Genomic DNA, 25,311 nt, shown 5'->3' on the forward strand with positions numbered 1-25,311 from the left:
CGCCGGGTCATGGCTGTTCGTCCGGTGAGAGCAGCCCCTTTTCGAGGAGCAGCGCCCTGGCGTCGGCCATGCCCTGTTCGAGCGTCTCGGGCGACCGGCGTCGCACCGATGCCGCGAGGATAGAGAGCGTCTGCAGGACGCAGGAGAGGATTTCGTCCTGCGTCGTGTAGACGTAGCCGCCGCGGGGATCGGCGGTCTGGTCGATCGCGGGGCGGAGGAGTTCGGCGACGCTGACGCCGACTTTACGGGCACGGCGCTGCAGCCGCTCGTAAAGGGCATCGTCGATCCGGATTGTGACCCTTGCCAAGGTGATGCTCCGACTGGAGCTTCGACAAGGAGGTCACGACGCACAGCAACTATAGCGCAGACAAGCGACGATCACAATAAAATCAGCGTGGCGGACGTGTCTGCCAGCCGGAAACGGCGGAATTGCGGGGCTTTTTCGGGCAATAGTACTGAGGCGGCAGACGCGTCAGCCAAATAACGTGAAATCTGGCTGACGCGTCTGCCAACGGAAACCATTGATTATAGGGCAGTTTCAGGCCACAGCACCCGTGCGTACGGTGCATTACAAACCGCGAAGCGCGTGCGTCGCTTGCCCGCAGCAACGGAGTTGCTGCGTCATCCCTACCGCTGCCGGGCGCACCCATTGCGGTGGTGGTCGATGTGGGGAGATAGGTCGCGCTATGCGGTGGGGTCGCTTGTGGCGCGGGTGCGCCTGTGCGACAAGGATCGCGTGACGAGCGGGCCAGCCTGAGAAGGAAACTGGTCATGCCTAAAATGTCTGAACGCGATAGGCTCGCTGATCTGGAAGATCGCGAGAAGAGGATTGCGGTCGAGAAGGCTGCGCTACGCAAGCGGCTACGCGATCGCTATGCGGCAATGGTGACGGCGCTGCCGGTCGAGCAATTGACGGAACGCGAGTTCCGGGACGTGCTGGGCCATGTGTTGCGGTTGGGCGGCGCTGCCGCGCTGGCTGCGCTCAAGGGGGCGTCGGGTGCCTCCGATGCTTCCCATTCGGGGAAAGCGCCAGCCGCGCCAAGGCCCGCAAAGGGGGATGACGGTGGGGCGCTCGGCCCTTCGGTGGGGGCGTGAACCTGTCGGCCCTTCCCCTTTTGGTTCTTCCCGCCGCCGCGCCGTCAGGCGCGGCGGCGGCCGGGGGCACGACAAAAGGCCAGCGCGCGGGGATGCGCGCCAGCCTTGGCGGGTCTCGTGTGATGGGTAGCGCGGCGCTGGGGGAAGCGCCGCGCCGTTTGGTTTCAGGCGCTGCGCCGTGCTTGCCTGAACGTGTCCCCCTCGCCGTTCTGCGGCTTGCGGGATGCGGGGGCATCCTTGGGCTTGCGGAAAGCATGGATGGGAACGCCTTGTTTCCGCATGGTCTGATAGAGATTGGCTTGGATGCCGGACCCTTCGCAAAGGACGGCTTCCACCGGCTCAAGCTCGCCCATCTTGCGGTTTCGCTGATAGGGAGCCTTGCGCCCGCCTCCATAGAGGCCATAAGCGACAACGGGGACGCCTTCCCGCGCTGCCCATGCCGCCGCGATGGCGTCCGCCCCTTTCCGCTGCCCGGTGGTAACAAGCGTCATATGCGGAACGCGGGCCTTGATCTCTGTCAGCTTCGCCCAAAGCGGTTCCCATTCGTCCCAGATGGCGGGGCCGGAAAAGATGACGACGGGGCCTTGCGGCTGGTGCTTCTCGCGCTTGGCAAGGGCGCGTTCCTGCAAGAAATCCAGCGCATTGATATAGCTTGCGGTGGTGACGGATGACGCCTTGCTGCCCTTGGTCGGTGCCCATGCGCGACGCCAGCAAGCGCGATACATGGCGGCGGCATAGTCGCGCATCGTTTCGATGGCGGCGCGCTGTTCCGCAAGCGAGCGGCATTGAAGCTGGGTATCCTCAAGGTCTTTGTTGAATACCTCGCCCGGTTCCATGCACCGCGTCATATCGCGGATTTTGTCGGCTAGGCGATCCTCCCGGCGCTCCACCGTTCCAGCGACAAAATGGAAGCTGTTGACGATACCCCAAGCAATATCCGGGGCGAGCGGGTCAAGCCGCGTGTCCGTCAAGAGGCAATAAAGCGACGTGATAAGTTCGCCGCAAACCTTCTGCGCGGTGAACGGTTCGGGCATCTCATGTTCGCCCGGTTCGTCGCCGTGTTCGATGATGGACAGCGGCAACGGATCGCCAAAGGATGCTTCAAAAGCGGGGGTTGCGGTTTCCTCCGCGATAAGTTCCGGCAGGTCGGCAAATGTGCTAACGGCCTTCTTAGCTGACTTCTTCGTCATGGGTCTGACTCCTGATGGCAGGATGATCGGTTAGGGTCCGGGGAAGCGTTGCTGCGCTCCCCCGGCCCGTCTTGGTCCGGTTCCTAGACTCTCACCTCGTCGTCAAAATCGGATGCGGCCCCTTGGCTGGACAGTCCGCCGCTTCCATCGGCGGTGCTGTCACCGAAACCGTAGTCATCGCCACGGTTGCCGGAAGGCGCATTGTCGCGGGGGGTGCGAATGGCGGGGCCGAAATCGTCGCGCTCCTGCCTGCGCCATGCCACCCGATAGCCTTCCTCCACCGAGCCGAAAAGCGCGATGGGCAGGGCTTCGGGCATCGACGGGTCATCAACATGGCCTTGCAGGAAAACCTCGCCGGTTTTCTTGGCGACGGCTTCCCAAAGCGCGCCGACCTGAACGACACGGCCCCCGACATTGGGCGCGATGATCTCATAAGCCGGGGCCAGTTCGTTTTCGCTTTCCACCGGGCGCAAGGCCAGCTTGGGCAGGTCGATTGCGCGGGTGGCAATCCATCCGATGATGCGGCCCTTGTTAAGGTTAAACTCACCGATATTCATAGCCTTTACTCCAAACGATGCTTCCGGGGCCAATCCCCATCTGCACCTATACTTATACCCCCTCCCCTTTTTCGAGTATATTCTATTGTTTTCTTGACAGTATTTCATCGCATTTGGTGAGCCAGAGCCAATAATACGGACGCGGTAGCGTCTCGAACAAAGAAAAATATGGCGAAGCCATTCCTTCCTGATCAGCGGAGGACGCGACGGTGGCCGTCTGTCATCGCATTCGGAGCCGCCGTCGCCGGGGCTCAAGGGTCAGGGCTGGTCGGGGCAAGCAAGGGACGTCGCGCTGCGGCCTTTAGAAAAGCTTGGAGTAGAAGGGGCCTGCCGACCGCTTACCCCAAGCGACAACGTCGGCAGGCCCCTTCTACTCCTAGGTTTTCTTGGCCGGAGGCAGCCCTTGCTTGCCCCGACCAGCCCTGGCACGCCGAGACCCTGCGAGGCGGCGCAGAATGTGATGACAGACATCGTGCGACGCTGATTGCGGGCCGAGGCGTCCTCGCCGAGGTCCGCGGCGACGGTGCCGCAAGCGCGACGTTTGAGGAAGGAAACAGAGCGTGCCTCTGGGGATGCTACGCCGGCCCGAGCCAGAGAACGTCGAGGAGGCTGGGGCTCGCCTTGCGTCCCTCGACGACGACGACTGCGTCCACCAGCGGCGGGAAATCCTGCGCGCCATTGAGGCGCCAGACGTGGCCATCCTCCATATCGAGGAGGAAACCGCGCTCGGTTCGACGCAGGCGTCCCCGGAGACGCAGGGGTGCGACCGTCCCGATCACGGCGCGGGATGCCGGCCGATCGGGGCGGCCCATGCGGAAGACGGATTCATGACCGCGTTCCCGTTGCGAGGATCATTTCCATTGTGACTATGTTTGCCCTATGTTCCAGTGATGGATGAAAGGACTTTCCCCATGATCGCGGACTATCTCGCCACCTTCGATTTCAACCTGTCGCTGATCGATGCGGTCAACGACCCCGACATCGCGGATGTGCGCAGCCAGATCGCCGCCCTCGCGCTCGGGGAAGATCTCGACAGCGGCTACTATGCGACCCAGGAACTGGCTGAGGCCTTTCTGGAGGCGGCCCGCGAAGCCAATGCCGAGATCACCGATCCCCATAGCCCCGCGCGGGAGAAGCTGGTGGATATCCTCGACAGCGGTCCACCCTATCAGCGTAACCTGTTCGACGCGGTAGCCACGTTGCCGTTGGCGGACGCTGCGAGCCATCTCGCCTGGCTTACGGGTGTAATGCGTGATCGCGCGGACATGTATCGGCCGGTCGAGGCGGCGCGTCTATCGACACGCTGAAGACCCCGCACCCACCTGCGGCATCCGGTAATTTCGCTCGGAACCGACTGGCAGTTGCTGCCCGGTTGGTTTAGAGGAGCGTGTCCGCCGGTGGCGGGCCGGAGAGTCGAAACTCCGAACAATAGAGTCGGCGCATGCCTTGCGGCCGGATTGCCTGTATTATGTCCAGGCTCCGGCTAAAGATCAGGCACGCGTTCTATTGTTCGCGTCTTTCGACCGTCCGGCTCAGGGGCCGGCATCCTCCTCCGGGGAGGGTGCCCGCCGACTGAGCGCGACGGGACGGAGAAGCACACATGACAGACGAAGAGCCAAGGCTGGAAAACGCCATCAAGCACATGGAGGCGGCACTTGAGTGCCTCGTCGACCCCAAGGACCAGGTGGTGGCGATAAGGCTTTCGCACGCACTTGACCTCGCACGGGAGCGATTTCTCGAAAGAACCTGAGGAAGGATATCCTTCCCCCAACTGGTCAGGATAGCGCCAGTGTCGTGGGATCATCCTCCCACGGATTGAATATGGCCGCACCGCTGTGACGCACATCCTTGACGTTGCGGGTCACGAGATAAAGCCGGTGCTCGATCGCGGTGGCCGCCAGCATCGTGTCGACAACGCTCGGTGTATGGCCCGTGCCTAGCTTGACGTCGCCGGAGATTGCTCCCCATCGCCGGATGATCGCGTCATCAAGGGACAGAATGCGACCTTTGAAACGCGCTTCGAGTGCATCGCGAGCCCCGATATAGCGTGACCGCTCAGAATGGTCGGCAGGTATGGCGTGGATGCCCTTGTCATATTCACCGAGCGTCAGGATGCTGAGGAACAGCGCTTCTTCGGGCTGCTCCGACGCCCATGTCTTCACGCTCGGCGCGCCGCCCGGATTGATGAGCGCGGCAATCACATTGGTGTCGAGAAGCCAGCCGATCACAAGACGATATCCCGTCCGCTATCGCGTTCGCGCGTCAGATCGACGCCGTCGAGGTGCAGTCCTTCGAGAAAGGCGACGAGCGGCTTCTTACGCTCGGGCGGCAGCAACCTTTCGAGTTCGTCGGCGCTGATGATAACGACGGCATCCTTGCCGCGGACCGTGACGCGTTGCGGCCCTTCGCTGCGGGCCAGGCGAACGACCTCGCTGAACCGCGCCTTGGCGTCTTCGAGCTTCCATCCGCGCGCCGCTGGTGGAAGCCTGGAACCACCTTTGCGTGCGGGGCCGTCACCGGCCCGTTTGGGTGTAGTCATGAGAATTCTCCATCTGACCAGCTAGTCAGATATAATGGCCCAGCTGTATCGGCGCAAGCTCGATCCGGCATCGGCGGGTCCCGTGCGTCATGCTGGCCTGATCCAATCGCGGGCGGGTGCCCATCCGAGAATGTCACTGCCGCTGTCGCCGACGGCCTCGCCCGATATGTCCCGCCAGGGCGATCGAGGCCGATAGACCGGCATATAGCGGGCGGTGAGCACTTCGAACGTAGAGCAGATATAGCCGCTGAGACGGATGGCAAGAACGGGCCGATCGTCGTCCGGAAGGCCTGTGAAGACCGAAAGGAAGCCGGGCGGGATCGGGAACAGCGTGCTTTCGATCATGGCGCGGGCAAGCCGCGTCTCCAGTTCGCCCGCTTCGGAGCCCCAGGGATGAGCATCGATGTCGAAGCGATCGACGGCATCCGGCGACGGGCGGATCGAGAATTCACCAGACCAGCAGCGACTGTCCGGGTTCAACGCGGGGACCTCTGCCTTGGCGGCGTTATTGCCCGTATCGGCACGAAACCAATCCGCCATCGCCGGCGTAAGCTGGCCGGTCAGGGCCCATGCCTTGATAGGGTCCGGATCGCGCTCGGGAAATTCGACAAGCCACCATTCGGCGCGATGATGGAGAATCACGCCATAGCAATGACGCTCGGCCGAATTGGATTCGGGACACTGGGTCACGGATACCTCCTTTTTGCGGGCTTGAAGGCCGCAATTGCCCCCATCGGCACAGCCAGGCCGTGCGGCGACGGTGATCGGTGGTTGCAACCGCGCGTCGTTCACGCCAATCTGGCGGTCAATCTTGTGAATTCGCAGCGACAGGCGTAATCGGAGCGTCTCGGACCTGTGAAAAACGGGCGGTCGCCTATCGCCGCTTTGAAAAAGAAACAAAGTGCTCCGACAGGGATGCTCGTGATGAACCTGCCTATCGTGTATCAGCCGCATGCCGTTTCTGATGACGGCGCAATGAGCTTCATGCTCTTTATGGCGGATGCCTGGGCCAAGATGCAGCCGAAGAAGCTAACGCTCGCAGATATGGACGAGTATTGGAACTTCTGTCGGGATGACGAGGTGAGGCGGGCGAGGAGATGATTCGATCGATGGGCAAGACCCTGCGTGGCGTCCTCGACCTTATAGGCCGGTGAGTTCTTCGCACACCGCATAGGTCAGCGACCGAGGCTAAATTCACCAGGACCTGCGTTACTACGTGGCGCTATAGGTTTCAGCCGCCCACTGCGCGACCCACCCTTCGGTGATTTGCTCGTGCGCGATCTCCCCTTGTTCGATCAAAGTGCGGATTTCCGCCCGGGCGAGATCGAGTGCTCTGTCCCATGCGTTTCCGGCCGAAAGCGCAGGTTTCGTGAGCGGCAGATGATGCTGGAATGCGGCGTCGCCCCCGTCGAGCCGGGCCTGCTGCCGGCGTTGCCATCGCTCCATATGACCGGCAACGAACTCGTCGGTCTTCGAAAAGCCTTCGCGCCACGCCTCGATCCGCGCGGCCAGAGAATAGGCGCAGGAATCGAGGCTGGCGATGCGATGCGCAAGCGGCCGCAAATAATGGAGGGCTGTTCCCTTCACACCGAAAAGGTGGAAGCGGAGCGCAGGGTCTGCGTCCCGGTCGAGCCGGCTTAGCACCGCGAGAAGCCCATCAGGACCGGACACCGTGCGGCGGCACATGGAGCCGATACCGACAACCATGCCTGGCCGAAGGATACCGGCAATGCCGTCGAGGCATCGCAGATAGTCGTCGGGATGCCGTCCCTGGATGACGGGCATGAACCGGGCATCGATTCCGCGATCGGCGGCTCTTGCATGACAGGCATGATTGAGCGCGATGGTGCGCGAGATACGGTCGAGGACTTCGTCGCGGTCGCGGGCAATTTCCTCTTCGGTGCACAGGTCGAGGCTCGCGAAGCGCCGAAATGGGTAGCTTGCGGCCAGTTCGATATAGTCATCGGCCGTCCAGGGCAGCCCGCGGTAGCGATGAGCGACGACAAAGCCGGCGGAGTCGAGGTCGATCGACACCAGGCGCGAGGCATTGGCCAGCGAACGCAGGTTCCAGCCCGCCCAGCGCGCATAGCCCTCGCGGCGATCCCATCGCGACAGCGCGTTCGCTGAAATGAGGACCGGATAGCGCATCTCGATCGCGCGCTGGAGAAGCGGGCCACGATTGAGATGCGGGAGGCCGACGATGATCTCTATGTTCATGCTGGCCTCCGCGACGTCACGCTTCTCAAGCGAAGGGTCGGTGAGACGAAAGACGGTTACGCTTGCGGGAGCCGGAAATCCTCCTGCCCTTCTAGAACCAGCTATTGCAAAGGTTGCAACGACTCCACCAGTAACCGTGCTTGTCGCCGACCTTATAGGCGTTGATGTTGAACCGCTTGCCTGTGGGGCTCGTGGGATCATCGTAGCACTCGGCTGCGCCGCAGTTGGGGCAGGTAATGCTGTCGATTACGACGATTTCGGGGATGTTCGTGGTTTGCTGGCTGCTGGACATGGTTGGTGAACTCCCAGATGAAACTCATCCACCAACCACCCCCTTTCCCCCTGTGGAGAGCGCGAAGGGCGCCATGTTGCCGCCCTGTTGTTGCACCAGTCTGTCGCGCCAATGAGCGGGCCGATATGGGGCCGGGTTAGCCCAACCCGGTCACCAGCGCATGGGCATCGGCTTCGCAGGCCGCCGCTCCAAGCCAGACGGAACTGCCATCGCGGCGTCCGGCATAGAGTCCGAAGAACTGCGGCGCGACACCCACCGTTTCGGCGGACATGCGGGCGCGCGAGTCCTGCACCAGGCCGACGATATCGACGTGGCCATTCCAGTCGACAGGCAGGGGCAGCAAGGGACTGAATGCCTGGTTCTTCGAGAGCCCCTCGGACCATTCGGGATGATGATCGTCGAGAAAGGCGGCCACGATGCGGAATGCGCCGCTGTGGTCATTATGGATCGCCTCCAGCAGCGGAGGCATCGCGAGCAGCTCGTCCATCATGCTCCGCACATAGATTTTGAAGACAGGATCCTGCCGCCGGCTTCGTTTGGCGGTAGCGAGTGCCGTCTGGAGTTCGAAGAGTTGGGCGCGGGCGTGTGCGAGCGGCGTTCCGGTTGTCAGGTCGGGTTGATCGAAGATGTTCCCGAAGCGCCCGCCCGTCGGTGCCGTGCAGGTCTGTTCGAAGATCGTTACCGACAGCGCGTCCCAGCCCGCGGTCGATATGGCTTCCGGATTGGTATAGAAGTCGGGTTCCATGCCGGACAATTGATCGAGGGCATCGACCCTTATCCGGGCATTGGCGATCCGACACGAACCTGCTTTGATATCCTTTTCAAGCGCGATCTGGAGTTCGATTGCGGGAAGCGCGATACGCCGCGGACCATTGGCGGGGTCATGAGGAAAAAGGCCACGCCTTTCGATCAGCTGGTCGATCTGCGATGCGTCGCGTTCATCGGAGCGTTCCTCGAACATGTCGGCGGCAAGGGTATGCCAGACGGAAAGCGTGAATGTGTCGAACGGAACGATCTGGCGCGCGGCCATGCAGTCGTCCTCGCTTTCCATATATTCGACCCAGAGATCCCCTTCACCAAGGGCGTCGTTTTCAGGGTCATAGGCAAGCCTGCGCGCAACCATCAGCTCGTTGCTGGACAGCGCGACAAGATCGGCGGACGGCTGGGAGGAAGTGTCGACGGCGGGTTCGGTCGCGGGACCGGATGGCTGATGGATGGGCATGGGTTGTTCCTTATGGAGATCGGAGGATCCATGATGGCCCCTCGCCCATCACCTCCTTCCTCCTCTTCTGCGGTCCAGACCCGCTAGAAAATGCGTCTGGCGGCAAGCTCGTCCGACAGGCGCATGGCGGGTTTCCCAAAGTGTGGTTGCTGTGCGTGATCTCGCTCATCGTATCGAACGGGTGGAAGGACAATCTACAGGTCCGACCGGCGCCAGACATTCTTGGCGCTATCGGCGTGAAAGGCTGCGAGGCCCTGTCCATCCAGTTCGGCCTCGACGCAGCAGGCAAGATCGCCGGTCTCGCCGATGCCGGGCCGCTCATAGACATAGAGGTCGAACAGTGCCGTGCCGTTGGCGAGCGTATGACGCTCACGGATGCGCGACCAGGGATGTGTCGTGTGCAGATCGGTATCTTCCCAGTCGGGATCGTCGGTGATCGCACGAATGTTGAGGCCAGCGGCGCCGGTGGCGAGGTTGACGCGTTCGGCAATCTCGATTGCGAAGCGACGGGCGGAACTATGCCGCCGTGCAATCTGTTCGGCGGTCGAACGAAGCTGGCGGATATCATTGGCCGTCAGCCGGACGGTGGCTTGCATGTCGAAGCTCCTTCAGTTCGCGGGGATGTCCCAGCGCATTGCTGCTCGTCCCTATCGGTCGGGAAGCGTGATCGTGACGCCTGCGAGGAAACCGCTTTCGTCGACGGCCACGCCTTCGGGCAGCGCACCCATGCGGAGGAAGTTCGCGATGCCATTCTCTTTCAGGGCGCGCGTCACCATGGCGAGGAACAGGTCGCTGTTCGCATAGGCTCCGAATTTTCGTGAGCGGCGAAAGGCGTTCATATCGCAGAGGTGGCGCGCGATGCTGGGGATCTTGATCCGGCGATACGCGATGGTGTCGTCCGTGTAATAGATCGTCACGATTTTCGCCCGGAACTGGATGGTGAGCATAAGAACCTCGCAAGAAATGGCGGGATTGCGTCCAACGATGGACCGTCAGCGATCAGGAAACGCCGGCGTTGAACCGCTCGAGCCAGCTTCCGATGGTCGGGAGTTGATCGGGCGGCAGCCTCGCCACGACGTCGAGGAAGCCGATGAGATCGGTGGACGCTTAGGCAACGATATGATCGAACTCGTCGGGATCGAGCAGGCGCCGGTCGCAGATGAACTTCGTCATCGAGCCGGGCCGCACCTCCCATTCGCGAAGACTTTGCGTCGAGGAGTGCCAGAGTCATTCGCAGCTGCGCTAGCGTGGCGCCGCCCGGGTCAGACCTATGCGGAAATCCGCTTCAGCATGTCCGCCGGCGTCAGGATCGTAATCGCTGGCAATCCCTGAATGTCCAGCAAATCCCTGTCGCCACTCACAAGCCAACGGGCCGATCCGGCAATGGCGGCGCGGATGAACATATCATCATCCGGATCTCGGCTGCTGACCGGAAGAGCATCGTCATTCAGTTCCACCCAGTCGGCGATTGCACTGAAATCGTGTAGAATCTGATTTCGACGCTCGATGGTCAGATATCTGTCGAATTTCGGACGCCAAAGACGGGAACGAAATTCCTCGAAAGTGGCCTCGGCGAAGATCAGCCGGGCATGGGCGATCACCCAGAGCGTCACCCTTGCGGGGGTCGAATCTGCTGAAAGCGCGGCGCTGATGAGGACATTCGTATCGATAACGAACCTGTCACCCTTCATCGGACAGCAGACGCTCCAGTTCGCTATCGGTAAGGCCCTTCTTCGCGGCCTCGTTGGCGGTTTCGCGTAGCGTGCTGGCGAGCCTGTCCGCGTAGAACGCCCGCATGGCTGCATAGTCTTCCGGGGAAACCATCACACCCACAACCCGATTGCGGCGGGTTACGCGCACCGGCTCGCGCTGTACGCGGTCGATAAGTTCGCCGAAGCGGGTCTTGGCTTCGTTGGCGGTGATGGTCTGCATAGCTGCCTCCATTCGACCGAATTGATCGAATCGTTCGATTCACTATCTAAGAAGGAGAAGCCTGTCTTTCAAGCGGTCTGTGCGCCGGCGCTTGCGCGCGCGCCGTGCATGACGGCGCTACCAGCAGTCCGAAAAATCGGGAGCCAGCTGATAGGCGCTGTCCCTACCCGCGACGGCAATATGTCGATGTCAGAAGAGGGCATGATCACACTCCATCGCTATGGATAGATGACGCCAAAAACGCCATCCGTTCCGCATCGCTGGCGAGGGTGACGAAACGGTCTTCAGGGCGAAGATAGACGACGACATACCGCCCGCGCTCGCATAGTCGCCGGATGTTGGCGCGACTGCCCTGACTCGCTCCGTCCCATATGACGAATCCGACACCGGCGAGGCGGCACATTTCCCGATCTTTTGCGCTATGGAAGGCGCGCGTGCCCGCAGGAGCATCTGCTCGGATCTGCCGGACCGGCCATATGCCGATATTGTGCCGGGGGACGGAACCTCCGCAGAAGATCGTGACGTGACGCACACCGCAATCGGCAAGAAATCGTTGGACGGCCGCATCCGCGCCAGGGGCGTCGCCGATCACGACGGGTAACTCCTTGTCGATGACGGCGCCGAGCCGCTTCATTACGCTGGCCGGAAGCTGTCGGATGGAGAGCGATCCGGAGATGAATATGGGCGGCGTGGATACGCGATGGTATGTGGCAGAATCGCTGGCGGTCATGGCAAGCTCCCAGGGAAGTTCACCGCCAGCCCCTCCTACTCCCCTCCTTGCGGGCCCTTTCGCAATGGCCGATCCTGTGGTCCCCTCCGAGGGCGCGCGCATATCTTGCCGGCGCGATCCCGTCATTCTCGATGTTGCGCGATGATCCGTCGGGCGAGCACCTCGATTTCCTGACGATCGGCGGTTTGCGTGCAATCGCCCGGATAGACGATGAGATCGTCCGCCGCCGCGCTGCCCTTGCTGATGTATATCCGCCAGACATTCCGGCGAATTTCTGCCTGCTCACGCGCTTCGGTCAGAGGATTTAACAGGTCCGCCCACTGGCGCCGGTCGGGGTCATCGGAGAGATCGGTCCAGTCACTCAACATCCCCCAAACGGTATAGCCGTCGATCTGGGCATGATGCTCGCGCGTTGCACGCCGCTCGGCCTCGCGTTTCGGTGCGTCGCGTCTTGCCTTGGCCTCCGCCTGTTTCCAGCGGACCGACGACAGACCCTGTTCGAGGCCCTGGATGACGCCGGCCGCCACGGCTTCCTGTCGCTTGGGCACGATATAAGAGTGGTGCGCGGCCGCAATCTGTTCAGCGCCGTATCGCGCGAGCGCAAGCAATGCCTGCAGTTCGGTCTTGCTGAGAGTGACCCGAAGGCCGCTCGCCATCGCGTGCGTTTTCATGGGCGGCGTTCCTTGTGCCAGGGTTTGAGGCCCGCGAGCGGGAGCTTGTATTCCCGCGCGGTGTGATGACGCTCCTCGGAAAAGAAGCCCCAATGGCCGGTCGATGAATATCGCAGGAAGAAGAGCTTCTCGTTTTCCTCGGTCCTGATCCACATACCCGGCTCGATCGGGTATCGATCGGCAGCGTTCATTGGCGCCTCCTCGACGATAGGATTTGTCTCAGGCGACGTGCAGAACGAGATTTTCGTCCCTCGCCGGCCGGGTCTCCGTGACGCGGAACGGCTGGAGCGGGCTGCCGGTGCGGATGACATACTGGTTGCGGCCGGTGGCGCTGCGGCGCTGAATCGCGCAGGCATATGCGTGCTCGGCGCTCGCCAAACGCTCGCGAAGGGGAGAGAGTTGGGCCATGATATCCTCCATGATGTTGAGGTGAGGCAGCTTTGCTGCCCGGTAGGCAGGCATAGCCGATGCGGGATCAGCCTTGTCGGGACGGGCCTTCCTGATCGTCGGAGGCAACCGGGCGACCGATGCTGTCGATCACGATGCGAGCCGATTTCTCCCAACCGGCCTGATCGAGGATATCGGCGGCTTCCATCCTGGCAGCATCGAGTTCGCTCTGGGTAGAAACGAGCGCTACTCGCCTGAGCGCGCTAAGCGCCAAGTGCATCTCGATCATGGGGAGACCGCCTCCACGGCGATGCGGAAGGCGGAATGATCGTCCAGAACGAGGTAGATTTGCGTGCCCATTTCGATCTCGCAGATCGCGAGGCTGTCGATATTGGCGCTGGTTCCGTAAACTTCCGAGATCACATGCCGCGGGCGGTCATTGGCACAATCGCCGCCCTCGTCACACTTTTGGGCATGGGTTTCCAGCAGCTCGGAGATCAGAGCAGCAATCGTGCTGGAGCGGGTCGGATTGTCGCTGCCGCTGTCGGTCCTGTCGATTACCTCGCGCAGAATCGGCGTCAGCGCGTCATTGATCTGGAAAAGCAGATCCGACCTTTCACTATCGCGAAGACCGTCCAGCACAGTGTCGGGAATGAGGTCGTTGACCGCATGGGTAGCGTCATCGACCAGCGCGTCGAATTGATCGTCGTTCATCGAAAATCTCCTTCGCGGGCGCGACCGGACGCGGCGCACGAGGTGTCCGGTGCTATGTCGGGGATGGACGGATTGTTGGCGGCCTCAGAGCCGCTTCATCATCCTGGCCCGGACGCTCTCGATCCATTGCGCCGGGTTGCTATGGTGGTCGAGGCACTCCTGCGATCGCGCGAATACCCTCTCGGTATCCGGCTCGATCATATCGAGCGCGTCGCCATATTCGGGGTGATGCGCGCCTTTAGGCTCGGCGCTTATGATCCCAGGCTCGCCGCGATCTGCGATGAAGAGCGGATATCGGTTTTCCAACAGCACAAGCGTAACCTCGACCGAGCTATCCTCGATCTGGAGGCAGGGCGGGCTTTCACCCGGATCGAAGATCATGCGAATGCATTCCCCGATGTCGGGATCGTCCTCGGTCCCGTACATCTCCTCGAAGTCGCCCTGATCGGCTGTGCCGTTCTGCTCCTCGTAGGTCCCGTATGCGTGCTGCCAGAGCTCCTTGGCGTCGAACACCTCGACATGGAGGGTGACGCGTGCGTTGATGCGTTCCGCCATGATCATGCTCCTGCCCGCAAGGTTTGCAGCGTCTCCTTCATGAGCCACCGGGTCGAGCCGCCGAATATCTCGGTATCGGTGACGACATAGTAGCCGCCTCCGAAACCGTCAGCGATGTCCTTGTCGGCCACCTCCGCCCATTGAAAGCCGAACGGCAGCGCGGATTTGCAGACTTTCTGGATCAGCGATGCGAGGGCCGGAACGTCGGCTTCATGGCCGCTGATGAACGCGAACTGTGTCTTGGCCTCCGGGTCGCCTTGAATGATGAGATCGGCATCGAACTCGGGAAAGCCCGGATCCGACCAGAGATCGAGAAAGTCCGCGAAAGGATCTTCCTCCTCCGGTTTGTTCGGGAAGGTGTTCCTGAATCCCTCGCTAAGCGACGCGTAATAGGTCTTCACCGCTTGCATCCCGTTAGACGAGAGTTCGGCGAAGTCGCTGGACAGTTGGGTCGATACGGCGAAGCATTCCTTGAGCAGGATTGCTTCCTGCGGCATCAGCGGAATGGCGAACGCCGTTTGCAGATAGTGATTGGCCATCTTTCAGCTCCTGGATGGAAAGGATGGAACAGCACCCGGCAGGCTAGATCGCCGGCCCGGACGGCAGCCGGTGGTCGATCTCATCATCGGTAAGGCGTTCGAGCAGTTTCAAAGCGGAACCGCCGTCCGGTTCACAAATGACGATCGTGCGTTTGCCCCGGTCTTCCGGGGGCCACGCATCGGGATCGGCCTCGCCTGCAAGACCACGAAAATCAGCGTGCGTGCGCGACCAGATCAGTTCGAGCTTCTGCTCGCGGTTCATGCCCCGAGCGGCGGCTGTCTCATGGGCTATGATTGCCGCCCGCATCGCGTCGGGGCTATGGCGATCTCCAAGATTGCAATAACCGGTAAACCAGCGCTTGCGTCCGATCGTGATGGCGAAGAAGACCGAACCGACGAAACCGGCCTTGAGTTCAGACCAGGCGAACATCCCGGCGCGCATGAAGAGCGGCGGCAGTTCCCCGAGCATGGATTCGTAGGATTCGAGTTCAATCTCGAACCATGTATTCTCAAATGCCTTCCCCGAAATGCGATCCTCGAACGGGCAATCGGGAACGCGGTTGAACAGTTCGAACATCTGCTCGCGCGTCGCGACGCCGTCGAAAATCTTCCTGAATGGCAGAGCCTGGGTCATGGGACGATTCCTCATGGACATGGCGTGCCGCGGCGCGCGTGATGACGCGCCGGGCAGGCCGGAAAGAGAATGGGTTATTCGGCGGCGCTGAGAGCGGCCTCGTCGTCATTGTCCGCGAAGCTGGCCTCGACCAGATAATTGACAGCCTGCATCCGGATTGCCCGATCCTTGGGGATCAGCCAGGCGACATGCTCGCGGATCGCCTCGCGGACTCGTTCGAGGACCGCGGCATCTTCGCCGAGCAGCAACATGTTCGCGGTAAAGCGCGCCTGCATGTCGAATGCCGCCTGCTGGGTATGATAGCTGTCGGCATCACAATCGTCGACGTGGTAGAAGCAGGCGGCTTCGAGCAGCCAGGCGAGTTCGCTGGGTGTGATCGTACAGTCGGCGCTGAGCAGGATGGCGACGTTCTCCAATTCGGTCGAGCAGTCATCGGGAACGATCAGCACATCCGCAGGCAGCGAGAGGATTTCGGCAGGTTCCTCGGAAACGGCTGACGCCTGCATGGCGATTTCGAGTTCGATCGCGTCGACGCGCCCGGAGACCAGGACCTGCGACAGCTGCGTATCAGCCGCATAGTCGAAGACGTCGCCCTCGCCCCGGTCGACCCGGAAGGACCATCCGAGCACGCGCGGAAGTTGATCATACCAGGCGTATCCCGCGAAATCGTCGACGGGCTCGACCGGGGTCGCGCCGTGCAATTGTCCCGACGCGAGGGCGCGCGCGGCGCACTGCTCGATATGGGCCTGGTCGGTCGGCATCAGGATCATCGGTTCACCCGCCACCCGCTCGCCGAACATGGTGCTATCCGCTTCCGCGGTGCGCGGCGTCCAGGCCGAGAGCCAGGGCGCGGCTTCAGGGAGGAACACGCCGAGCGCCTTGGCCCGCAGCCAATGGGCATGGGACAGCCGATGGTGACCCTTGTGGGCGATAGTGCGGAAGATCGCCGCCTCGCAGGCCTCGTGCAACGCCTCGAGCGCGGGCCCCTGCACCATTTCCTTGCGTGCAGGTAGCACGAGTTGCAGGTGGCCTGCATCTATGATGTCGACCTTGGCATACCAGCCAGGATCTCCATCCCCGTCATGGATATGCGGCAGCCGGCAAGGCACCGTGAGACCATGGAAGTTGATCCGCGCCAATTCGCGTGGAACATGAATGGTGTCGCTGTAGATGCCGATGTTGCACCCGTTCCATTTCTCGACGCGCGCCGCACCGGCGAGGAAGCTTTCGTGGGGTTGCCTCTTGCCGTCGAGCCAGACCGGCACCGGGCAGAAGCGCGCGGCGTCCTTCACTGCCTGCTCGAGTGCGTTCACCCAGTCTTCGGCCATGTCGACCTCGATCTCGGTGCCCTTGTCGATGGCCGTCGGCGCAAGATCGAGCGGCATGCCGCTTTCCCAGGCGTCGGGGGTGATGGTCACCTGCCAGGCCGCGTCCAGTTCGGCCGCGTGGGAACGGACCGTGACATGGCGCCCCGCAAGGCTGAATACGCCCATGCCCGCTGGATCTTCGGATCGGGCGATCTTCTCATCCCAACCGGAGTCGCCCAGCGTCAGGAACTTGACCGGATCGGCGATGCCGCACCCGTCGTCACGAATACGCAGCACAGGCCCCCGATCGCTCTCGATCCGGGAAATATCGATCCGGGTGGCGCCAGCCCGGCGTGCGTTCTGGATGGCCTCGATGAGACACGCAGAGACCGATCCGTCAAAAAACCTTGTGATCCTTGTCAGCAGGGAATCTCCGACCGTGGTTTGGATAGTGGTGGGGAAAGTCATGTGAGTCTCCGGAAATGCAGCGATCTCATCGTCGCTCCCACATCCCGCCCCCTCCCCTTCATGGCGCAATTGCGCGGTCGAGACGCGGGAAGTCGACGGAATCCTGCGATCGAGGAATGGGCGAAAATGGGATCGGCTGACCGGGCAGTCAGGCGGCGATGCGCCGATAGACGGACTCTCCGTTGGAGAAGCTGCCCAGACGGACAAGCGTCGCGAACCGCTGCTCGAATTTTGGCCCGATCCGGTCGAACCATTGTTCTGCCAGCCCTTCCCGGCCGGCGTCGATGTCGTTCCGCAAAACCACCCAGTATGCGATGCAGCCACAATATTCCGAAATGCCGAAGCGGGCATAGCCGTTCATGGCGACAATCCGGTCTTCACGGTCGATCCAGCCGTCATGGGACCATGCCGAAGGATAGAGTGCGAGCACCTGCTCTCGAAAATCCGCGACGATGAAGTCCCAATCGTCCTGTGCGGCAAGTTCATCGAAATGGCGGGTGTCAGGATCGTCATCGTCCTCGATCCAGCCCGCGTCCCACTGTGCGAACGCGACATGCGCTCCGCTGGGATAGGATACCGAGCGCCCCATGATCAGTTCCCCTCGTCGGCAGACGGCCGCCATGCGGGCGGCTGGGCGGTGACTGGTTCGTCGGTCGGAGCACGATCGGGATCTTTCGGCACGGGTTCCGGCCTGATCGTGGGATGAGCAGGATCGGACCAGTCGATATGATCGATGATCCAGCCTGGCACGTAATCCCAATCGAAAGACAGATCGTAACTGTCGGCAACCACGCTCCACGCCGCCTCGACCGCGCTGGTCCAACCCACGACTGTCAACCGCAGGTCAGCTGTGCCGACCGCATTGCAGGTTCCGCAGATGGCCAGCGCCAAGGCGATGGCGCCCGGGTCTGAACTGGGATGATCGCGCAATGTCAGCACAGCCTCCCAGAGGCAGGCAGCGGTCTCAAGAGCGGATTCGACACTGGCCGTCGGCATGACGCGGCGTTGGGTTTCCGCAGCGGGCACGATCTCAGCCTGTGCGAAAACGCTGCGCGGCTGGACCGCAATCCGTGATGGCTCTGCGGGCCGGGAAGAGACGCCGGTTTTCATGCTGCGGCCTCCTCGGCCGCGGCATGGCGGGCATCGGCTTCCAGAGCGTCGAGGTCGATCGGCAACGGCTTGCCCGGTTTGTCGGTGATGACGACGACGGCGTCCGGCTGGTACATTTGGAGGCCGAGCCCAGCGATACGGATGCGGGCGACAGGCTCGCCGGACCGCACGCGCTCATGCCCCTGCCATTTCATTCGCACGGGGCGACCGTCGGCAGCTATCTCCACCGTTTTGAACACGTCATAGTCGCCCTTTGAATTAGCCGAATAAAAGGCCTGCTCCGTCTCACGGACTTCGTTGGGCTTGGCAGCACTTTGCTTGCCCTTGCGGGCTGCGATCATGCGCAGGTTCCATATCTCCTGAAGTTGTTCGGCCTGCTCGCGCGATGGATTGATCAGCGGTACTGTGCCCGGCTTACCCGCCCGGCGAGCCTTTCTCTCCGGCACGGTGTAGCCGCAAGCCTGCATCAGGTCGCGCCAGTCATCCTGGTTCAGTTCAAGAGAGGATGCCGACGCGATATGCGCCGGAAGCGGAACCGGGCTTTCGAGCCGGAAACGGCCCGCAGCGATCACGGTGCATTTGGGGCTTTCGGCGCCATGCTCGCGGGCAAAGGCCTGGATGATGACCGGGGTGAACTCGCCATCATAGCGAGGCACATCGCCCAGCATGGAACGCTCGAACGCGAGCCGGTGCAGGATGTGCTCGATCCAGCGGCGGCGGTTGGGGCCATTGACGGTGACCATTGCCCCGTCGATGCACTGTTGCCGTGCGTCGCCGGGCGCGATCTCGCCCTTGTCGACCTTGTAGTAGAGATCATAGCCCGACCAGAGTTCACGGGAATCCCTGTTGCGGAGCGCGTCGCGGATCTGTTCGTCGGTCGTGATTTCGTCCCAGATCGCCAGTGCCGTATGGGCTCTATTGATGCCGCGCTGAAAGTCTCGCAGCTCTGCCAGCAAAGTCTTGATCCGGTTGGCGCGGACGCGCGGGTCATTCTTCCTGCTGGCGTAATGCTCGGCGCTGCTGGCGCGGCCGAGCCAGTAGCCTGCCGCTTTTTCCGCCTTTACGGACGCCGTCATGGCCGAGTGCATGCGTTCCTGGGTCTTGCGCGCCCCACGTTCGCTATGATGGCCGACCAGGATCGGCTGGCCCATATAGAAGGCCTGCGACAGTTCGTCTGCGCGGCGTGCGAAGGCGTTGGATTGCGCATGGCGCTTGTCTGCAAGATCTTCGAGCCGTTCAGCTTTCATCGCGGCGCGCTCGGCCAGGGTCATCTCTTCCGCCTCGATCTCGCCAGCCAGTTTGATGGCCAGGTCCTCGCGTTGCGGAGTCCACCTGGGAGCGACGAAAAGCTCCTGCTTCGGAGCCCATTTGAATCCGGCCTCCTTGACCTGTGCATAGGTTTCCGCATCGAGGCGCGATGACGCGTAAATGCGGATCTTGTTGTCCTCTGGACTATAGGTTGCGGTAAAGCTGATCATCGATCGTCCTTTCGAGGGCCCCGCGGTCATCAGATTTCGGGGCGAAGCGGTGCATCTGTGTTCCCCGGAATCATGAAGCCCGGCGCGATGGCCGGGCTTCATGGAAAACAAGGAATGTCGGTGTCGGGGAGCTATTCGCGCAGGTCTCCGGCGGCGAGATCGCCAATCCAGGAGGCCCCCTCCTCGAAATCGGCGTCGTCATCTTCGACCAGGGCGGCGAGCGCGACAGCGCCCGTGCGGCCGAGCTGACCGAGACGCTGAATGGCGGCATAGGCAACCGGAGCGAGCTGCTCTGCGGTTGCGGTATCGATATCGGAAGTGGTCATGCAGAAATTCTCCAGATTGTAGAGGGCTGCGGTCGGAAACGACCCGCAAGGGGTCATGCGATCCGGCGCGTCCGACCAGTCGCACCAGGATTTCTAGGTGGCCGGCTCAACCGCCATTTCAGGCGAATTCGACGCCGACCTCATTCACCGCGGGTTTCCGCTAACGCTCATGGCAGGCATTCCGCCGTCATCTGCTTCGTGGCTCGGTGGTCCGCAGCATTGGCTGCATCGAGGCGGGCTATCCATTCCGGATCAATGCAGGCGCCCTCAACTGCCCAACAGCTGACGGATGCGGAGACGGGATCGCCATTGTCCTGTGGGACCATGAGGAGGCCGTCGGGATCGGCGCCCTCGACATCGTAATCGACAATGCGCACCGTGATCGGCCGGTCGGCGACGACACCCTGAACAAGACCGCCATCAAGCGTGATGACGATATTGGCTTCGAGAGGGAGCTGCTCGGCGCCATTGATCCGCATGCAAAGATCCTCGATCTCGTCCGGGTTCAGTGGTTCGTGTCGGCCGAGATTGCTGGCAATGTCAGGATCGGACCCACAGTGGCGTCGCTGGTGGTCGCGCAACGCGGCAAGCACGGTCGAGAGTTGCCGATCGTTAAGTGCGAGAACCGATATCCCCTGGAGTTCGGCCTTTTCGATCCACACATTGAAGCCTGCGGTTTCGGCGAGATCATCGGGGTCTATGTCGGCAATTTCGATGCTCTGTGCGGTGAGGTGGCGGAATTGCACGCCGACCAGCCCCAATTGCCAGCTGCTCGTATCGACTGGCGGCAAGCCCTCGGCATCGAGGTCGGCGCGGAGCTGGTTCACCATATCGGTCGCGGCGATCTGTGCTTCGTGTTCGCTGGCGTGATAGCTCGCGATCTTCGACGGTGCTGAGAAGTGCGTTCCGTTGGCGACGAAAATATCCATGTCGAATTCTCCGGGTAATGTGGATGCGGGATCGGTGCGCGCATCAGGCGGCGCAGCGGCCAGCGTCCTGACGAAGGCCGAGATCGAAGGCGGTGAGGTTGCCGTATTTCGGCTCGAGACGATCGAAAGCGGACGTCAGGTCGTCGATGTCGATCCAGGTGAAGGCGTCGCCGGGATCGGAGTCGAGCTGGAAGACGATGGGTGTGAAGGCCGCGGTCATCTCCGGGAAGCTGGCCTGGATGATCAAGGTTTCGATCCGGCGCCCGAGGGCGGCAATGCCGGAGGCGAACTCCGCTCGCTCGGCATGCGCCATCGTGAAATAGCGGTCGGGCGCCAGCAACGGTGCGATACGGACGCATGGGAGACGCCCGACATGTTGTGGCCCGGCAACCGTGCCGGTCAGTGCCCGGCGTTCGGCCGTGACCTTGTCGGCGGGGACCAGCGCGCGATAGGCATAGTGCGGCAGCGTCCCCGCGATGCGGGAACGGGTGACGATGATTTCCATGGTGACTGTCCTCAGGCGAAGAGCCGGGTCGCAGCGGCGTCCGGTTGGGGAAGATCGAGATCGCGGCGGATACGTTCAGCGAGCCTGGCAGGCTCGATCAGTTCCGCTACGGAAGCGAAATGGTTGCGGCCACCGACATAGTCCTTGGTCCCCGAGCAGGTGCGGAACATGACCTCGTAGCCCGGTCCCATGCAGCCCAGATCGAACTGGATATAGAGATGAGCGGCATGAATCGTAATTTCGCCCGAGCAGGCGATACCCGCCATGTTGGAACGCAACTCGAATTGCCCGCGTTCGAGACCGAGCGCCTTGGCGAGCCGCGTCATCGCCTTGCGGCCCTGTTTGTGAAAAATGGCCTTCGCGTCGCTGTCATAGTCGACGCCGCGTCGCGCCAGCGTCACCAGGATCGGCGTGCGTTCGACAGCGCCGACGGCTTCGACGCAAGCACGGCGCAACTCGGCCTGGGACGGACGGTTCTCGGTCGCAATGTTGCCGAGATGACGCGCCAGCAGCAGAACCGCCGGATCGCACTCCGCATCGACCTGGTTGCGATGGCACTCGTCGATTGCCTGGATCAGGACGTTCAGCCCTCCGGCAAGCGTGGTCAGCGCGGAAGGGTCGAGCGCCTGTTGAAAGCGAAACGCGGCGTCATAGGACATGAGGTTCTACTCCTGGGGCCTGGGCGCATCCACACGCCCGCCTCAATCTCTCCCCCCTCCCCCTCGATCAGACCGTCACCATTCGTAACAGGGGAGCCGATCGGTCGTGGAAGCATCACGGTCCAGGATCAGGTAGTTGCAGCCCAGTCCTCGCGCGAATGTCAGCGCATGGAAGAGATCAGCCGGTATTTCCGATTTATCCCCGAACGAGGACGGAGCCGTGGCTATGACCCAGCCATAATGGGTATCGGCTATGCTGACGGGACGGTGGCACGGATCGAGTGTAATCCATTCGTCGATCTTTTCCGTCGTCGGCCATGATATATGGCTGGAGGACAAGGCGATATAGTTCCCGATCTCGAGGCGTTCGGGATCATAGCCGAAGTCGGGATCGATCCATTCCATGCGGCTGGTCAGCTGGTCTTCGGGATGGAGGTTGAAATAGTCGCGTATCACCATGGCATCGTCGAGGGACCCCGGATCGCGGCTGTCGTTGATTTCGCCCCATTGTGAGCGGCAGAAGGTCGCGACCTGCACCTGCAGCCCTCGATAACTGACCGCGACGACATTGGTGGTTCCGTGGCCATGCCCGATCGTGGCGAGATAGACGGGAATGGACCAGGCCACGGGCGCCCGGTCGATCGATAAAATTGCGGTATCGAGGTCGGCGATGATCTCCGCAATGTCGGCGTCCCCTTCGGCATGGGAGGCCAGCGCAGCCCTGGCGCGCGCCAGCAAATCGAGGTGCATGGATCGCGGATGATCTTTCATCACAATCTCCTTCTTCATGGGTGATTGAATAATTGCGCGGAGATCGCGCCCGGTCGTGGTCGCGGGATCCGCAACGCCGGGGGACATCAGCGGCTTGGGCATGCCGATGGTCTTCTCGATTTCATTGTCGCAATGCCAGGCTCAGAAGAGGCTGAGCTGGCGTGGCGCGGCACGTTGTTCCGGGCGTTCCACTGTGGACGGCGGCAGAAGTATGTCCATCGGAACGGGATGATTCTCGATTGGACCGGTGGTTGCCATCAGCTCGGTATCGCGCCGTGCAAGTTTCGCCGACCATCCGCCCATGATGTGCGCTGGCGTATACCAGTAGCTGCGTATTTCGAGTGAAAGCGAGTTTCCGACGACCACCACGGCAGGAATGTGCAGGAGACTGAACTGGATATACGCCATGTGGGCGACCCGCGCGTCGATATCGACGGCGGTCACATGGAGGTGCCGCTGATAGTTGATGCCTTGCGCGCGCATGGTTTGTGCAAGGGCGATAACCGTTGCACCCGCGCCGCAGGCAGGTTCCATTGCGCGCACAAAACCTTTGCACGCTATCAGATCCTGGATCAGCTTCGGGCCCCCAAGCGTCGCCTCTGCCATCATTTGACATATGGGCCACGGCGTGAAGAATTGCCCCTTGTCGGCGCTCGATAGTTCAAGGTTGTTATACACCGTGCCGAGCGCATCGCGGGGTTCGGCCTCCAGCGCCATCATGATCTCCGCAAAGACCTGAGGAAAAAGCTCGACGATATCGCGCTCATACTGGCCGACGATATCGAGATAGCGCTTCTCGCGTGCTTCGCGGTTGCGCAGATCCATGCTGTTGGAGATGCTGATCGCACTCGCCTCCATGCAATCCGAAAACAGTCGGTGCAAATCATGGCAATAGGCGCAGGATCGCAACAGCCTGGTCACGTCTGCGACGTGGCGTTCGTGAGGAGTCATGATGATGTCCTGATTGACGGCCGCACGTCAGCGGCTCCAGGGGCCGGCAGACCCAGGTTCGCGAAGTGCATGGCGCACATCGAGAACGGGCAACGCGTTCGAGACGCACGCCACCATGCCAGACCGGGATGGCCGATATGGAACGGCGACGATGACGGTCGACCGATCAGGCGTCGATCAGGGTTTCGCACCGGCTTCGCGGCGACGAATGCACAGGCAACCGCGGCTCGAGGTGGTTCCGGACGAAACCGCTCGTGATCCCCAGCTCGCCGGATGCGACCCTGGCAAGCTGCTCCTCGAAACTGAGCTTGCGCATCGCGGCGGCTTCGCGTGCGGCCCTTGCCGCCTCGCGCCGGGTGTCCTGCCAATGCGCTTTCGCCTCGGCGAAGCCCATCGTGCCGAGGAGACGCCGGAACGCGTACATTTCCTGAGACGAGACCGGAGGCCAGGACGGATTGCGCACGGGCGTGCGGCGAACCCGGCCGGGCCGCCGGGGAGGCGGCAGGGCCTGACCCTCCGCGGCCAGTTCAGCGGCAAATGCATCGCGAAGATGATAGGCGGTCGAGGCGCCGATCACGAGTTCGCGCGCGGCTCGCTGGACGGGCATGCGATCGAGGAGCATCGCGCGCAGTAGCTCTTTCTGCTCATCGGTGACGAAGCGCGCGCTCTCGGCATGGACATGGCGGACCCCGGCGGCATCGCATCCGGGGAGCACTTCGCCCCTGCGGCGCAGGCGGCGGAAGAGCCGGGTCCTGATGCGTGTGCAGCTCGTCCGTGACACGCCGGTGTGCTCGGCGATCTTCTGGGTGCCAAGTCCCTGCAGGAAGAGTTGCTCGACCTGTTTGCGTTTCGCCGGCGACAGCCTGGCGCCGCTATAGGCCTGGCCGCCTCCGGGCGGTGGTAGCAGCGCCTTGCCGCGTGCAAGCAGTTCCCGATTATATCGGCGACGCTGCTCGGAAACGCAGGCCGCCGACACGCCGAGGCGCAACTGGATGTCGATGCCCTTGAGGCCCTTCTTCAGGGCATAGCGTAGGCGCTCGATACCTTCGACGGTCAGGCGACCATGCTGATCGCGCTCCGCGGGACGGTATCCACGCCGGACACACAGCGCCGTCGTAACCGCGTTGGAGGCGCTGGCCTCACAGACCCCGAAATGCTTGCCGATCGCGCTGAACGACCAGTTTTCGACCTCGCGCAGTCTGACGGCCTCATCGAGGGCTTCACCCTGAAGGCGCGATTTGGGCGCGGAGCTTCTATGGGCCGTCGTCAAGCCAAGCTTGTTGGCCTTGACCTGCAGGGCATGGACGCTGCGGCCTGGTAGCCGCGGCGCGATGCCATGTCCTTCGGCCGGATACCAGGCGCGCAGAATGGCGATTTCCTGCGCCGTCCATGGCGCGGATCTGGGAGTGGTCATGGGAAATGTCTCCGAAGAAGGGAGAGCCTGGTGGTCCGTGGTCCCTTCGGACACACTCGCCTGCTCCTCTCCCTGCTTCCCCCTCCACTCTTTATTGCCGTCCATGCCGTGGGCGACTT

General features: G+C 62.2%; 37 protein-coding genes. 4 read left to right on the plus strand and 33 right to left on the minus strand.

The window, feature by feature from the left end:
- Nucleotides 1-7: 7 nt before the first annotated feature.
- Nucleotides 8-307, minus strand: coding sequence for a CopG family transcriptional regulator (locus LDB29_RS08445; RefSeq protein ID WP_013846862.1), 300 nt, complete (start codon nt 305-307; stop codon nt 8-10).
- A gap of 464 nt (nt 308-771) precedes the next feature.
- Here LDB29_RS08445 and LDB29_RS08450 point away from each other — a divergent pair, with 464 nt between their 5' ends.
- Nucleotides 772-1,095, plus strand: coding sequence for a hypothetical protein (locus LDB29_RS08450; RefSeq protein ID WP_013846863.1), 324 nt, complete (start codon nt 772-774; stop codon nt 1,093-1,095).
- A gap of 164 nt (nt 1,096-1,259) precedes the next feature.
- On the opposite strand, the gene LDB29_RS08455 is transcribed toward LDB29_RS08450, so the two are convergent.
- From LDB29_RS08455 to LDB29_RS08465, 3 genes are all read right to left on the minus strand, one after another.
- The gene (locus LDB29_RS08455; protein ID WP_013846864.1) at nt 1,260-2,285 is read right to left on the minus strand and encodes an SLOG family protein; all 1,026 of its coding nucleotides are present in this window, start codon (nt 2,283-2,285) and stop codon (nt 1,260-1,262) included.
- Nucleotides 2,286-2,368: 83 nt separating this feature from the next.
- On the minus strand, nt 2,369-2,842 hold the full coding sequence (locus LDB29_RS08460) for a DUF736 domain-containing protein (protein ID WP_030538182.1): 474 nt from the start codon (nt 2,840-2,842) through the stop codon (nt 2,369-2,371).
- A gap of 575 nt (nt 2,843-3,417) precedes the next feature.
- Nucleotides 3,418-3,654 carry a DUF5818 domain-containing protein gene (locus LDB29_RS08465; RefSeq protein WP_062116437.1) on the minus strand — a complete coding sequence of 79 codons (237 nt, stop codon included), beginning with the start codon at nt 3,652-3,654 and terminating at the stop codon, nt 3,418-3,420.
- Nucleotides 3,655-3,753: 99 nt separating this feature from the next.
- Here LDB29_RS08465 and LDB29_RS08470 point away from each other — a divergent pair, with 99 nt between their 5' ends.
- Nucleotides 3,754-4,149 (plus strand): hypothetical protein, encoded by a 396-nt coding sequence (locus LDB29_RS08470; protein WP_013846867.1) that lies wholly within the window; start codon nt 3,754-3,756, stop codon nt 4,147-4,149.
- A gap of 293 nt (nt 4,150-4,442) precedes the next feature.
- Complete coding sequence (locus tag LDB29_RS08475; RefSeq protein ID WP_169804641.1) at nt 4,443-4,592, plus strand: hypothetical protein; 150 nt, start codon at nt 4,443-4,445, stop codon at nt 4,590-4,592.
- 25 nt (nt 4,593-4,617) lie between these two features.
- Here LDB29_RS08475 and LDB29_RS08480 read toward each other — a convergent pair whose 3' ends face one another.
- The 3 genes from LDB29_RS08480 to LDB29_RS08490 form a co-directional block, all read right to left on the minus strand.
- Nucleotides 4,618-5,070 carry a type II toxin-antitoxin system VapC family toxin gene (locus LDB29_RS08480; RefSeq protein ID WP_013846869.1) on the minus strand — a complete coding sequence of 151 codons (453 nt, stop codon included), beginning with the start codon at nt 5,068-5,070 and terminating at the stop codon, nt 4,618-4,620.
- Nucleotides 5,067-5,381: a type II toxin-antitoxin system Phd/YefM family antitoxin gene (locus LDB29_RS08485; RefSeq protein WP_013846870.1), complete on the minus strand. Its 315-nt coding sequence runs from the start codon at nt 5,379-5,381 to the stop codon at nt 5,067-5,069. Before LDB29_RS08485 ends, LDB29_RS08480 begins: the two co-directional genes overlap by 4 nt.
- Before the next feature lie 87 nt (nt 5,382-5,468).
- Nucleotides 5,469-6,071: a hypothetical protein gene (locus LDB29_RS08490; RefSeq protein ID WP_013846871.1), complete on the minus strand. Its 603-nt coding sequence runs from the start codon at nt 6,069-6,071 to the stop codon at nt 5,469-5,471.
- Between the two features lie 234 nt (nt 6,072-6,305).
- On the opposite strand from LDB29_RS08490, the gene LDB29_RS08495 reads away from it, so the two are divergent.
- On the plus strand, nt 6,306-6,482 hold the full coding sequence (locus LDB29_RS08495) for a hypothetical protein (protein ID WP_013846872.1): 177 nt from the start codon (nt 6,306-6,308) through the stop codon (nt 6,480-6,482).
- A gap of 111 nt (nt 6,483-6,593) precedes the next feature.
- Here LDB29_RS08495 and LDB29_RS08500 read toward each other — a convergent pair whose 3' ends face one another.
- The 26 genes from LDB29_RS08500 to LDB29_RS08625 form a co-directional block, all read right to left on the minus strand.
- Nucleotides 6,594-7,598: a hypothetical protein gene (locus LDB29_RS08500; protein WP_013846873.1), complete on the minus strand. Its 1,005-nt coding sequence runs from the start codon at nt 7,596-7,598 to the stop codon at nt 6,594-6,596.
- Between the two features lie 428 nt (nt 7,599-8,026).
- Nucleotides 8,027-9,112 (minus strand): hypothetical protein, encoded by a 1,086-nt coding sequence (locus LDB29_RS08505; protein WP_013846875.1) that lies wholly within the window; start codon nt 9,110-9,112, stop codon nt 8,027-8,029.
- A 194-nt stretch (nt 9,113-9,306) separates the two neighbouring features.
- Nucleotides 9,307-9,708 carry a hypothetical protein gene (locus tag LDB29_RS08510; RefSeq protein WP_030538185.1) on the minus strand — a complete coding sequence of 134 codons (402 nt, stop codon included), beginning with the start codon at nt 9,706-9,708 and terminating at the stop codon, nt 9,307-9,309.
- Between the two features lie 51 nt (nt 9,709-9,759).
- The gene (locus tag LDB29_RS08515; RefSeq protein WP_143761318.1) at nt 9,760-10,029 is read right to left on the minus strand and encodes a hypothetical protein; all 270 of its coding nucleotides are present in this window, start codon (nt 10,027-10,029) and stop codon (nt 9,760-9,762) included.
- Between the two features lie 351 nt (nt 10,030-10,380).
- On the minus strand, nt 10,381-10,803 hold the full coding sequence (locus LDB29_RS08520; protein WP_013846877.1) for a putative toxin-antitoxin system toxin component, PIN family: 423 nt from the start codon (nt 10,801-10,803) through the stop codon (nt 10,381-10,383).
- A complete protein-coding gene (locus LDB29_RS08525; protein WP_013846878.1) occupies nt 10,793-11,044 on the minus strand; it encodes a type II toxin-antitoxin system prevent-host-death family antitoxin in 252 nt (83 codons plus the stop codon). The genes LDB29_RS08520 and LDB29_RS08525 overlap by 11 nt, the downstream gene beginning before the upstream one ends.
- Nucleotides 11,045-11,249: 205 nt before the next feature.
- Nucleotides 11,250-11,774 carry a hypothetical protein gene (locus tag LDB29_RS08530; RefSeq protein ID WP_119034652.1) on the minus strand — a complete coding sequence of 175 codons (525 nt, stop codon included), beginning with the start codon at nt 11,772-11,774 and terminating at the stop codon, nt 11,250-11,252.
- A 122-nt stretch (nt 11,775-11,896) separates the two neighbouring features.
- A complete protein-coding gene (locus LDB29_RS08535) occupies nt 11,897-12,445 on the minus strand; it encodes a hypothetical protein (RefSeq protein ID WP_013846880.1) in 549 nt (182 codons plus the stop codon).
- The gene (locus LDB29_RS08540) at nt 12,442-12,636 is read right to left on the minus strand and encodes a hypothetical protein (RefSeq protein WP_013846881.1); all 195 of its coding nucleotides are present in this window, start codon (nt 12,634-12,636) and stop codon (nt 12,442-12,444) included. Before LDB29_RS08540 ends, LDB29_RS08535 begins: the two co-directional genes overlap by 4 nt.
- Nucleotides 12,637-12,664: 28 nt before the next feature.
- Nucleotides 12,665-12,853, minus strand: a complete 189-nt coding sequence (locus tag LDB29_RS08545; protein WP_013846882.1) for a hypothetical protein — start codon at nt 12,851-12,853, stop codon at nt 12,665-12,667.
- 67 nt (nt 12,854-12,920) lie between these two features.
- A complete protein-coding gene (locus LDB29_RS08550; protein WP_013846883.1) occupies nt 12,921-13,121 on the minus strand; it encodes a hypothetical protein in 201 nt (66 codons plus the stop codon).
- Entirely contained in the window at nt 13,118-13,546 is a 429-nt protein-coding gene (locus tag LDB29_RS08555) for a hypothetical protein (RefSeq protein ID WP_013846884.1), read from the minus strand. The genes LDB29_RS08550 and LDB29_RS08555 overlap by 4 nt, the downstream gene beginning before the upstream one ends.
- Before the next feature lie 84 nt (nt 13,547-13,630).
- The gene (locus LDB29_RS08560) at nt 13,631-14,101 is read right to left on the minus strand and encodes a hypothetical protein (RefSeq protein ID WP_013846885.1); all 471 of its coding nucleotides are present in this window, start codon (nt 14,099-14,101) and stop codon (nt 13,631-13,633) included.
- Nucleotides 14,102-14,103: 2 nt separating this feature from the next.
- Nucleotides 14,104-14,640, minus strand: a complete 537-nt coding sequence (locus tag LDB29_RS08565) for a hypothetical protein (protein WP_013846886.1) — start codon at nt 14,638-14,640, stop codon at nt 14,104-14,106.
- Nucleotides 14,641-14,683: 43 nt separating this feature from the next.
- Nucleotides 14,684-15,295, minus strand: coding sequence for a DUF1419 domain-containing protein (locus LDB29_RS08570; protein WP_306812573.1), 612 nt, complete (start codon nt 15,293-15,295; stop codon nt 14,684-14,686).
- 53 nt (nt 15,296-15,348) lie between these two features.
- Nucleotides 15,349-16,878 (minus strand): ATP-binding protein, encoded by a 1,530-nt coding sequence (locus LDB29_RS08575; RefSeq protein WP_232037381.1) that lies wholly within the window; start codon nt 16,876-16,878, stop codon nt 15,349-15,351.
- Nucleotides 16,879-17,197: 319 nt separating this feature from the next.
- Nucleotides 17,198-17,638, minus strand: coding sequence for a hypothetical protein (locus LDB29_RS08580; RefSeq protein ID WP_013846889.1), 441 nt, complete (start codon nt 17,636-17,638; stop codon nt 17,198-17,200).
- A 2-nt stretch (nt 17,639-17,640) separates the two neighbouring features.
- Nucleotides 17,641-18,159, minus strand: coding sequence for a hypothetical protein (locus LDB29_RS08585; RefSeq protein WP_013846890.1), 519 nt, complete (start codon nt 18,157-18,159; stop codon nt 17,641-17,643).
- The gene (locus LDB29_RS08590) at nt 18,156-19,637 is read right to left on the minus strand and encodes a DUF3560 domain-containing protein (protein ID WP_013846891.1); all 1,482 of its coding nucleotides are present in this window, start codon (nt 19,635-19,637) and stop codon (nt 18,156-18,158) included. Before LDB29_RS08590 ends, LDB29_RS08585 begins: the two co-directional genes overlap by 4 nt.
- Before the next feature lie 131 nt (nt 19,638-19,768).
- Complete coding sequence (locus LDB29_RS08595) at nt 19,769-19,963, minus strand: hypothetical protein (RefSeq protein ID WP_013846892.1); 195 nt, start codon at nt 19,961-19,963, stop codon at nt 19,769-19,771.
- 167 nt (nt 19,964-20,130) lie between these two features.
- On the minus strand, nt 20,131-20,892 hold the full coding sequence (locus tag LDB29_RS08600) for a hypothetical protein (protein ID WP_013846893.1): 762 nt from the start codon (nt 20,890-20,892) through the stop codon (nt 20,131-20,133).
- A gap of 43 nt (nt 20,893-20,935) precedes the next feature.
- Nucleotides 20,936-21,397, minus strand: a complete 462-nt coding sequence (locus LDB29_RS08605; RefSeq protein ID WP_013846894.1) for a hypothetical protein — start codon at nt 21,395-21,397, stop codon at nt 20,936-20,938.
- Nucleotides 21,398-21,408: 11 nt separating this feature from the next.
- Nucleotides 21,409-22,056, minus strand: a complete 648-nt coding sequence (locus LDB29_RS08610) for a hypothetical protein (protein WP_013846895.1) — start codon at nt 22,054-22,056, stop codon at nt 21,409-21,411.
- A 75-nt stretch (nt 22,057-22,131) separates the two neighbouring features.
- Nucleotides 22,132-22,827 carry a hypothetical protein gene (locus LDB29_RS08615; RefSeq protein ID WP_013846896.1) on the minus strand — a complete coding sequence of 232 codons (696 nt, stop codon included), beginning with the start codon at nt 22,825-22,827 and terminating at the stop codon, nt 22,132-22,134.
- A 141-nt stretch (nt 22,828-22,968) separates the two neighbouring features.
- Nucleotides 22,969-23,778: a type I restriction-modification system subunit M gene (locus tag LDB29_RS08620; protein WP_013846897.1), complete on the minus strand. Its 810-nt coding sequence runs from the start codon at nt 23,776-23,778 to the stop codon at nt 22,969-22,971.
- Between the two features lie 166 nt (nt 23,779-23,944).
- Entirely contained in the window at nt 23,945-25,192 is a 1,248-nt protein-coding gene (locus LDB29_RS08625) for a hypothetical protein (protein ID WP_013846898.1), read from the minus strand.
- Nucleotides 25,193-25,311: the final 119 nt, after the last annotated feature.

The organism is Sphingobium sp. CFD-2 (genome assembly GCF_024611135.1).
Taxonomy (GTDB): domain Bacteria; phylum Pseudomonadota; class Alphaproteobacteria; order Sphingomonadales; family Sphingomonadaceae; genus Sphingobium; species Sphingobium fuliginis.

Bases quoted from the DNA above. Each gene is read 5' to 3' on its own strand.
- LDB29_RS08450 (WP_013846863.1), top strand. From the start codon at position 772: ATGCCTAAAATGTCTGAACGCGATAGGCTCGCTGATCTGGAAGATCGC.
- LDB29_RS08455 (WP_013846864.1), bottom strand. From the start codon at position 2,285: ATGACGAAGAAGTCAGCTAAGAAGGCCGTTAGCACATTTGCCGACCTG.
- LDB29_RS08460 (WP_030538182.1), bottom strand. From the start codon at position 2,842: ATGAATATCGGTGAGTTTAACCTTAACAAGGGCCGCATCATCGGATGG.
- LDB29_RS08465 (WP_062116437.1), bottom strand. From the start codon at position 3,654: ATGGGCCGCCCCGATCGGCCGGCATCCCGCGCCGTGATCGGGACGGTC.
- LDB29_RS08470 (WP_013846867.1), top strand. From the start codon at position 3,754: ATGATCGCGGACTATCTCGCCACCTTCGATTTCAACCTGTCGCTGATC.
- LDB29_RS08475 (WP_169804641.1), top strand. From the start codon at position 4,443: ATGACAGACGAAGAGCCAAGGCTGGAAAACGCCATCAAGCACATGGAG.
- LDB29_RS08485 (WP_013846870.1), bottom strand. From the start codon at position 5,381: ATGACTACACCCAAACGGGCCGGTGACGGCCCCGCACGCAAAGGTGGT.
- LDB29_RS08495 (WP_013846872.1), top strand. From the start codon at position 6,306: ATGAACCTGCCTATCGTGTATCAGCCGCATGCCGTTTCTGATGACGGC.
- LDB29_RS08500 (WP_013846873.1), bottom strand. From the start codon at position 7,598: ATGAACATAGAGATCATCGTCGGCCTCCCGCATCTCAATCGTGGCCCG.
- LDB29_RS08505 (WP_013846875.1), bottom strand. From the start codon at position 9,112: ATGCCCATCCATCAGCCATCCGGTCCCGCGACCGAACCCGCCGTCGAC.
- LDB29_RS08510 (WP_030538185.1), bottom strand. From the start codon at position 9,708: ATGCAAGCCACCGTCCGGCTGACGGCCAATGATATCCGCCAGCTTCGT.
- LDB29_RS08520 (WP_013846877.1), bottom strand. From the start codon at position 10,803: ATGAAGGGTGACAGGTTCGTTATCGATACGAATGTCCTCATCAGCGCC.
- LDB29_RS08525 (WP_013846878.1), bottom strand. From the start codon at position 11,044: ATGCAGACCATCACCGCCAACGAAGCCAAGACCCGCTTCGGCGAACTT.
- LDB29_RS08530 (WP_119034652.1), bottom strand. From the start codon at position 11,774: ATGACCGCCAGCGATTCTGCCACATACCATCGCGTATCCACGCCGCCC.
- LDB29_RS08535 (WP_013846880.1), bottom strand. From the start codon at position 12,445: ATGAAAACGCACGCGATGGCGAGCGGCCTTCGGGTCACTCTCAGCAAG.
- LDB29_RS08540 (WP_013846881.1), bottom strand. From the start codon at position 12,636: ATGAACGCTGCCGATCGATACCCGATCGAGCCGGGTATGTGGATCAGG.
- LDB29_RS08545 (WP_013846882.1), bottom strand. From the start codon at position 12,853: ATGGCCCAACTCTCTCCCCTTCGCGAGCGTTTGGCGAGCGCCGAGCAC.
- LDB29_RS08550 (WP_013846883.1), bottom strand. From the start codon at position 13,121: ATGATCGAGATGCACTTGGCGCTTAGCGCGCTCAGGCGAGTAGCGCTC.
- LDB29_RS08555 (WP_013846884.1), bottom strand. From the start codon at position 13,546: ATGAACGACGATCAATTCGACGCGCTGGTCGATGACGCTACCCATGCG.
- LDB29_RS08560 (WP_013846885.1), bottom strand. From the start codon at position 14,101: ATGGCGGAACGCATCAACGCACGCGTCACCCTCCATGTCGAGGTGTTC.
- LDB29_RS08565 (WP_013846886.1), bottom strand. From the start codon at position 14,640: ATGGCCAATCACTATCTGCAAACGGCGTTCGCCATTCCGCTGATGCCG.
- LDB29_RS08570 (WP_306812573.1), bottom strand. From the start codon at position 15,295: ATGTCCATGAGGAATCGTCCCATGACCCAGGCTCTGCCATTCAGGAAG.
- LDB29_RS08580 (WP_013846889.1), bottom strand. From the start codon at position 17,638: ATGGGGCGCTCGGTATCCTATCCCAGCGGAGCGCATGTCGCGTTCGCA.
- LDB29_RS08585 (WP_013846890.1), bottom strand. From the start codon at position 18,159: ATGAAAACCGGCGTCTCTTCCCGGCCCGCAGAGCCATCACGGATTGCG.
- LDB29_RS08590 (WP_013846891.1), bottom strand. From the start codon at position 19,637: ATGATCAGCTTTACCGCAACCTATAGTCCAGAGGACAACAAGATCCGC.
- LDB29_RS08595 (WP_013846892.1), bottom strand. From the start codon at position 19,963: ATGACCACTTCCGATATCGATACCGCAACCGCAGAGCAGCTCGCTCCG.
- LDB29_RS08600 (WP_013846893.1), bottom strand. From the start codon at position 20,892: ATGGATATTTTCGTCGCCAACGGAACGCACTTCTCAGCACCGTCGAAG.
- LDB29_RS08605 (WP_013846894.1), bottom strand. From the start codon at position 21,397: ATGGAAATCATCGTCACCCGTTCCCGCATCGCGGGGACGCTGCCGCAC.
- LDB29_RS08610 (WP_013846895.1), bottom strand. From the start codon at position 22,056: ATGTCCTATGACGCCGCGTTTCGCTTTCAACAGGCGCTCGACCCTTCC.
- LDB29_RS08615 (WP_013846896.1), bottom strand. From the start codon at position 22,827: ATGAAAGATCATCCGCGATCCATGCACCTCGATTTGCTGGCGCGCGCC.
- LDB29_RS08620 (WP_013846897.1), bottom strand. From the start codon at position 23,778: ATGACTCCTCACGAACGCCACGTCGCAGACGTGACCAGGCTGTTGCGA.
- LDB29_RS08625 (WP_013846898.1), bottom strand. From the start codon at position 25,192: ATGACCACTCCCAGATCCGCGCCATGGACGGCGCAGGAAATCGCCATT.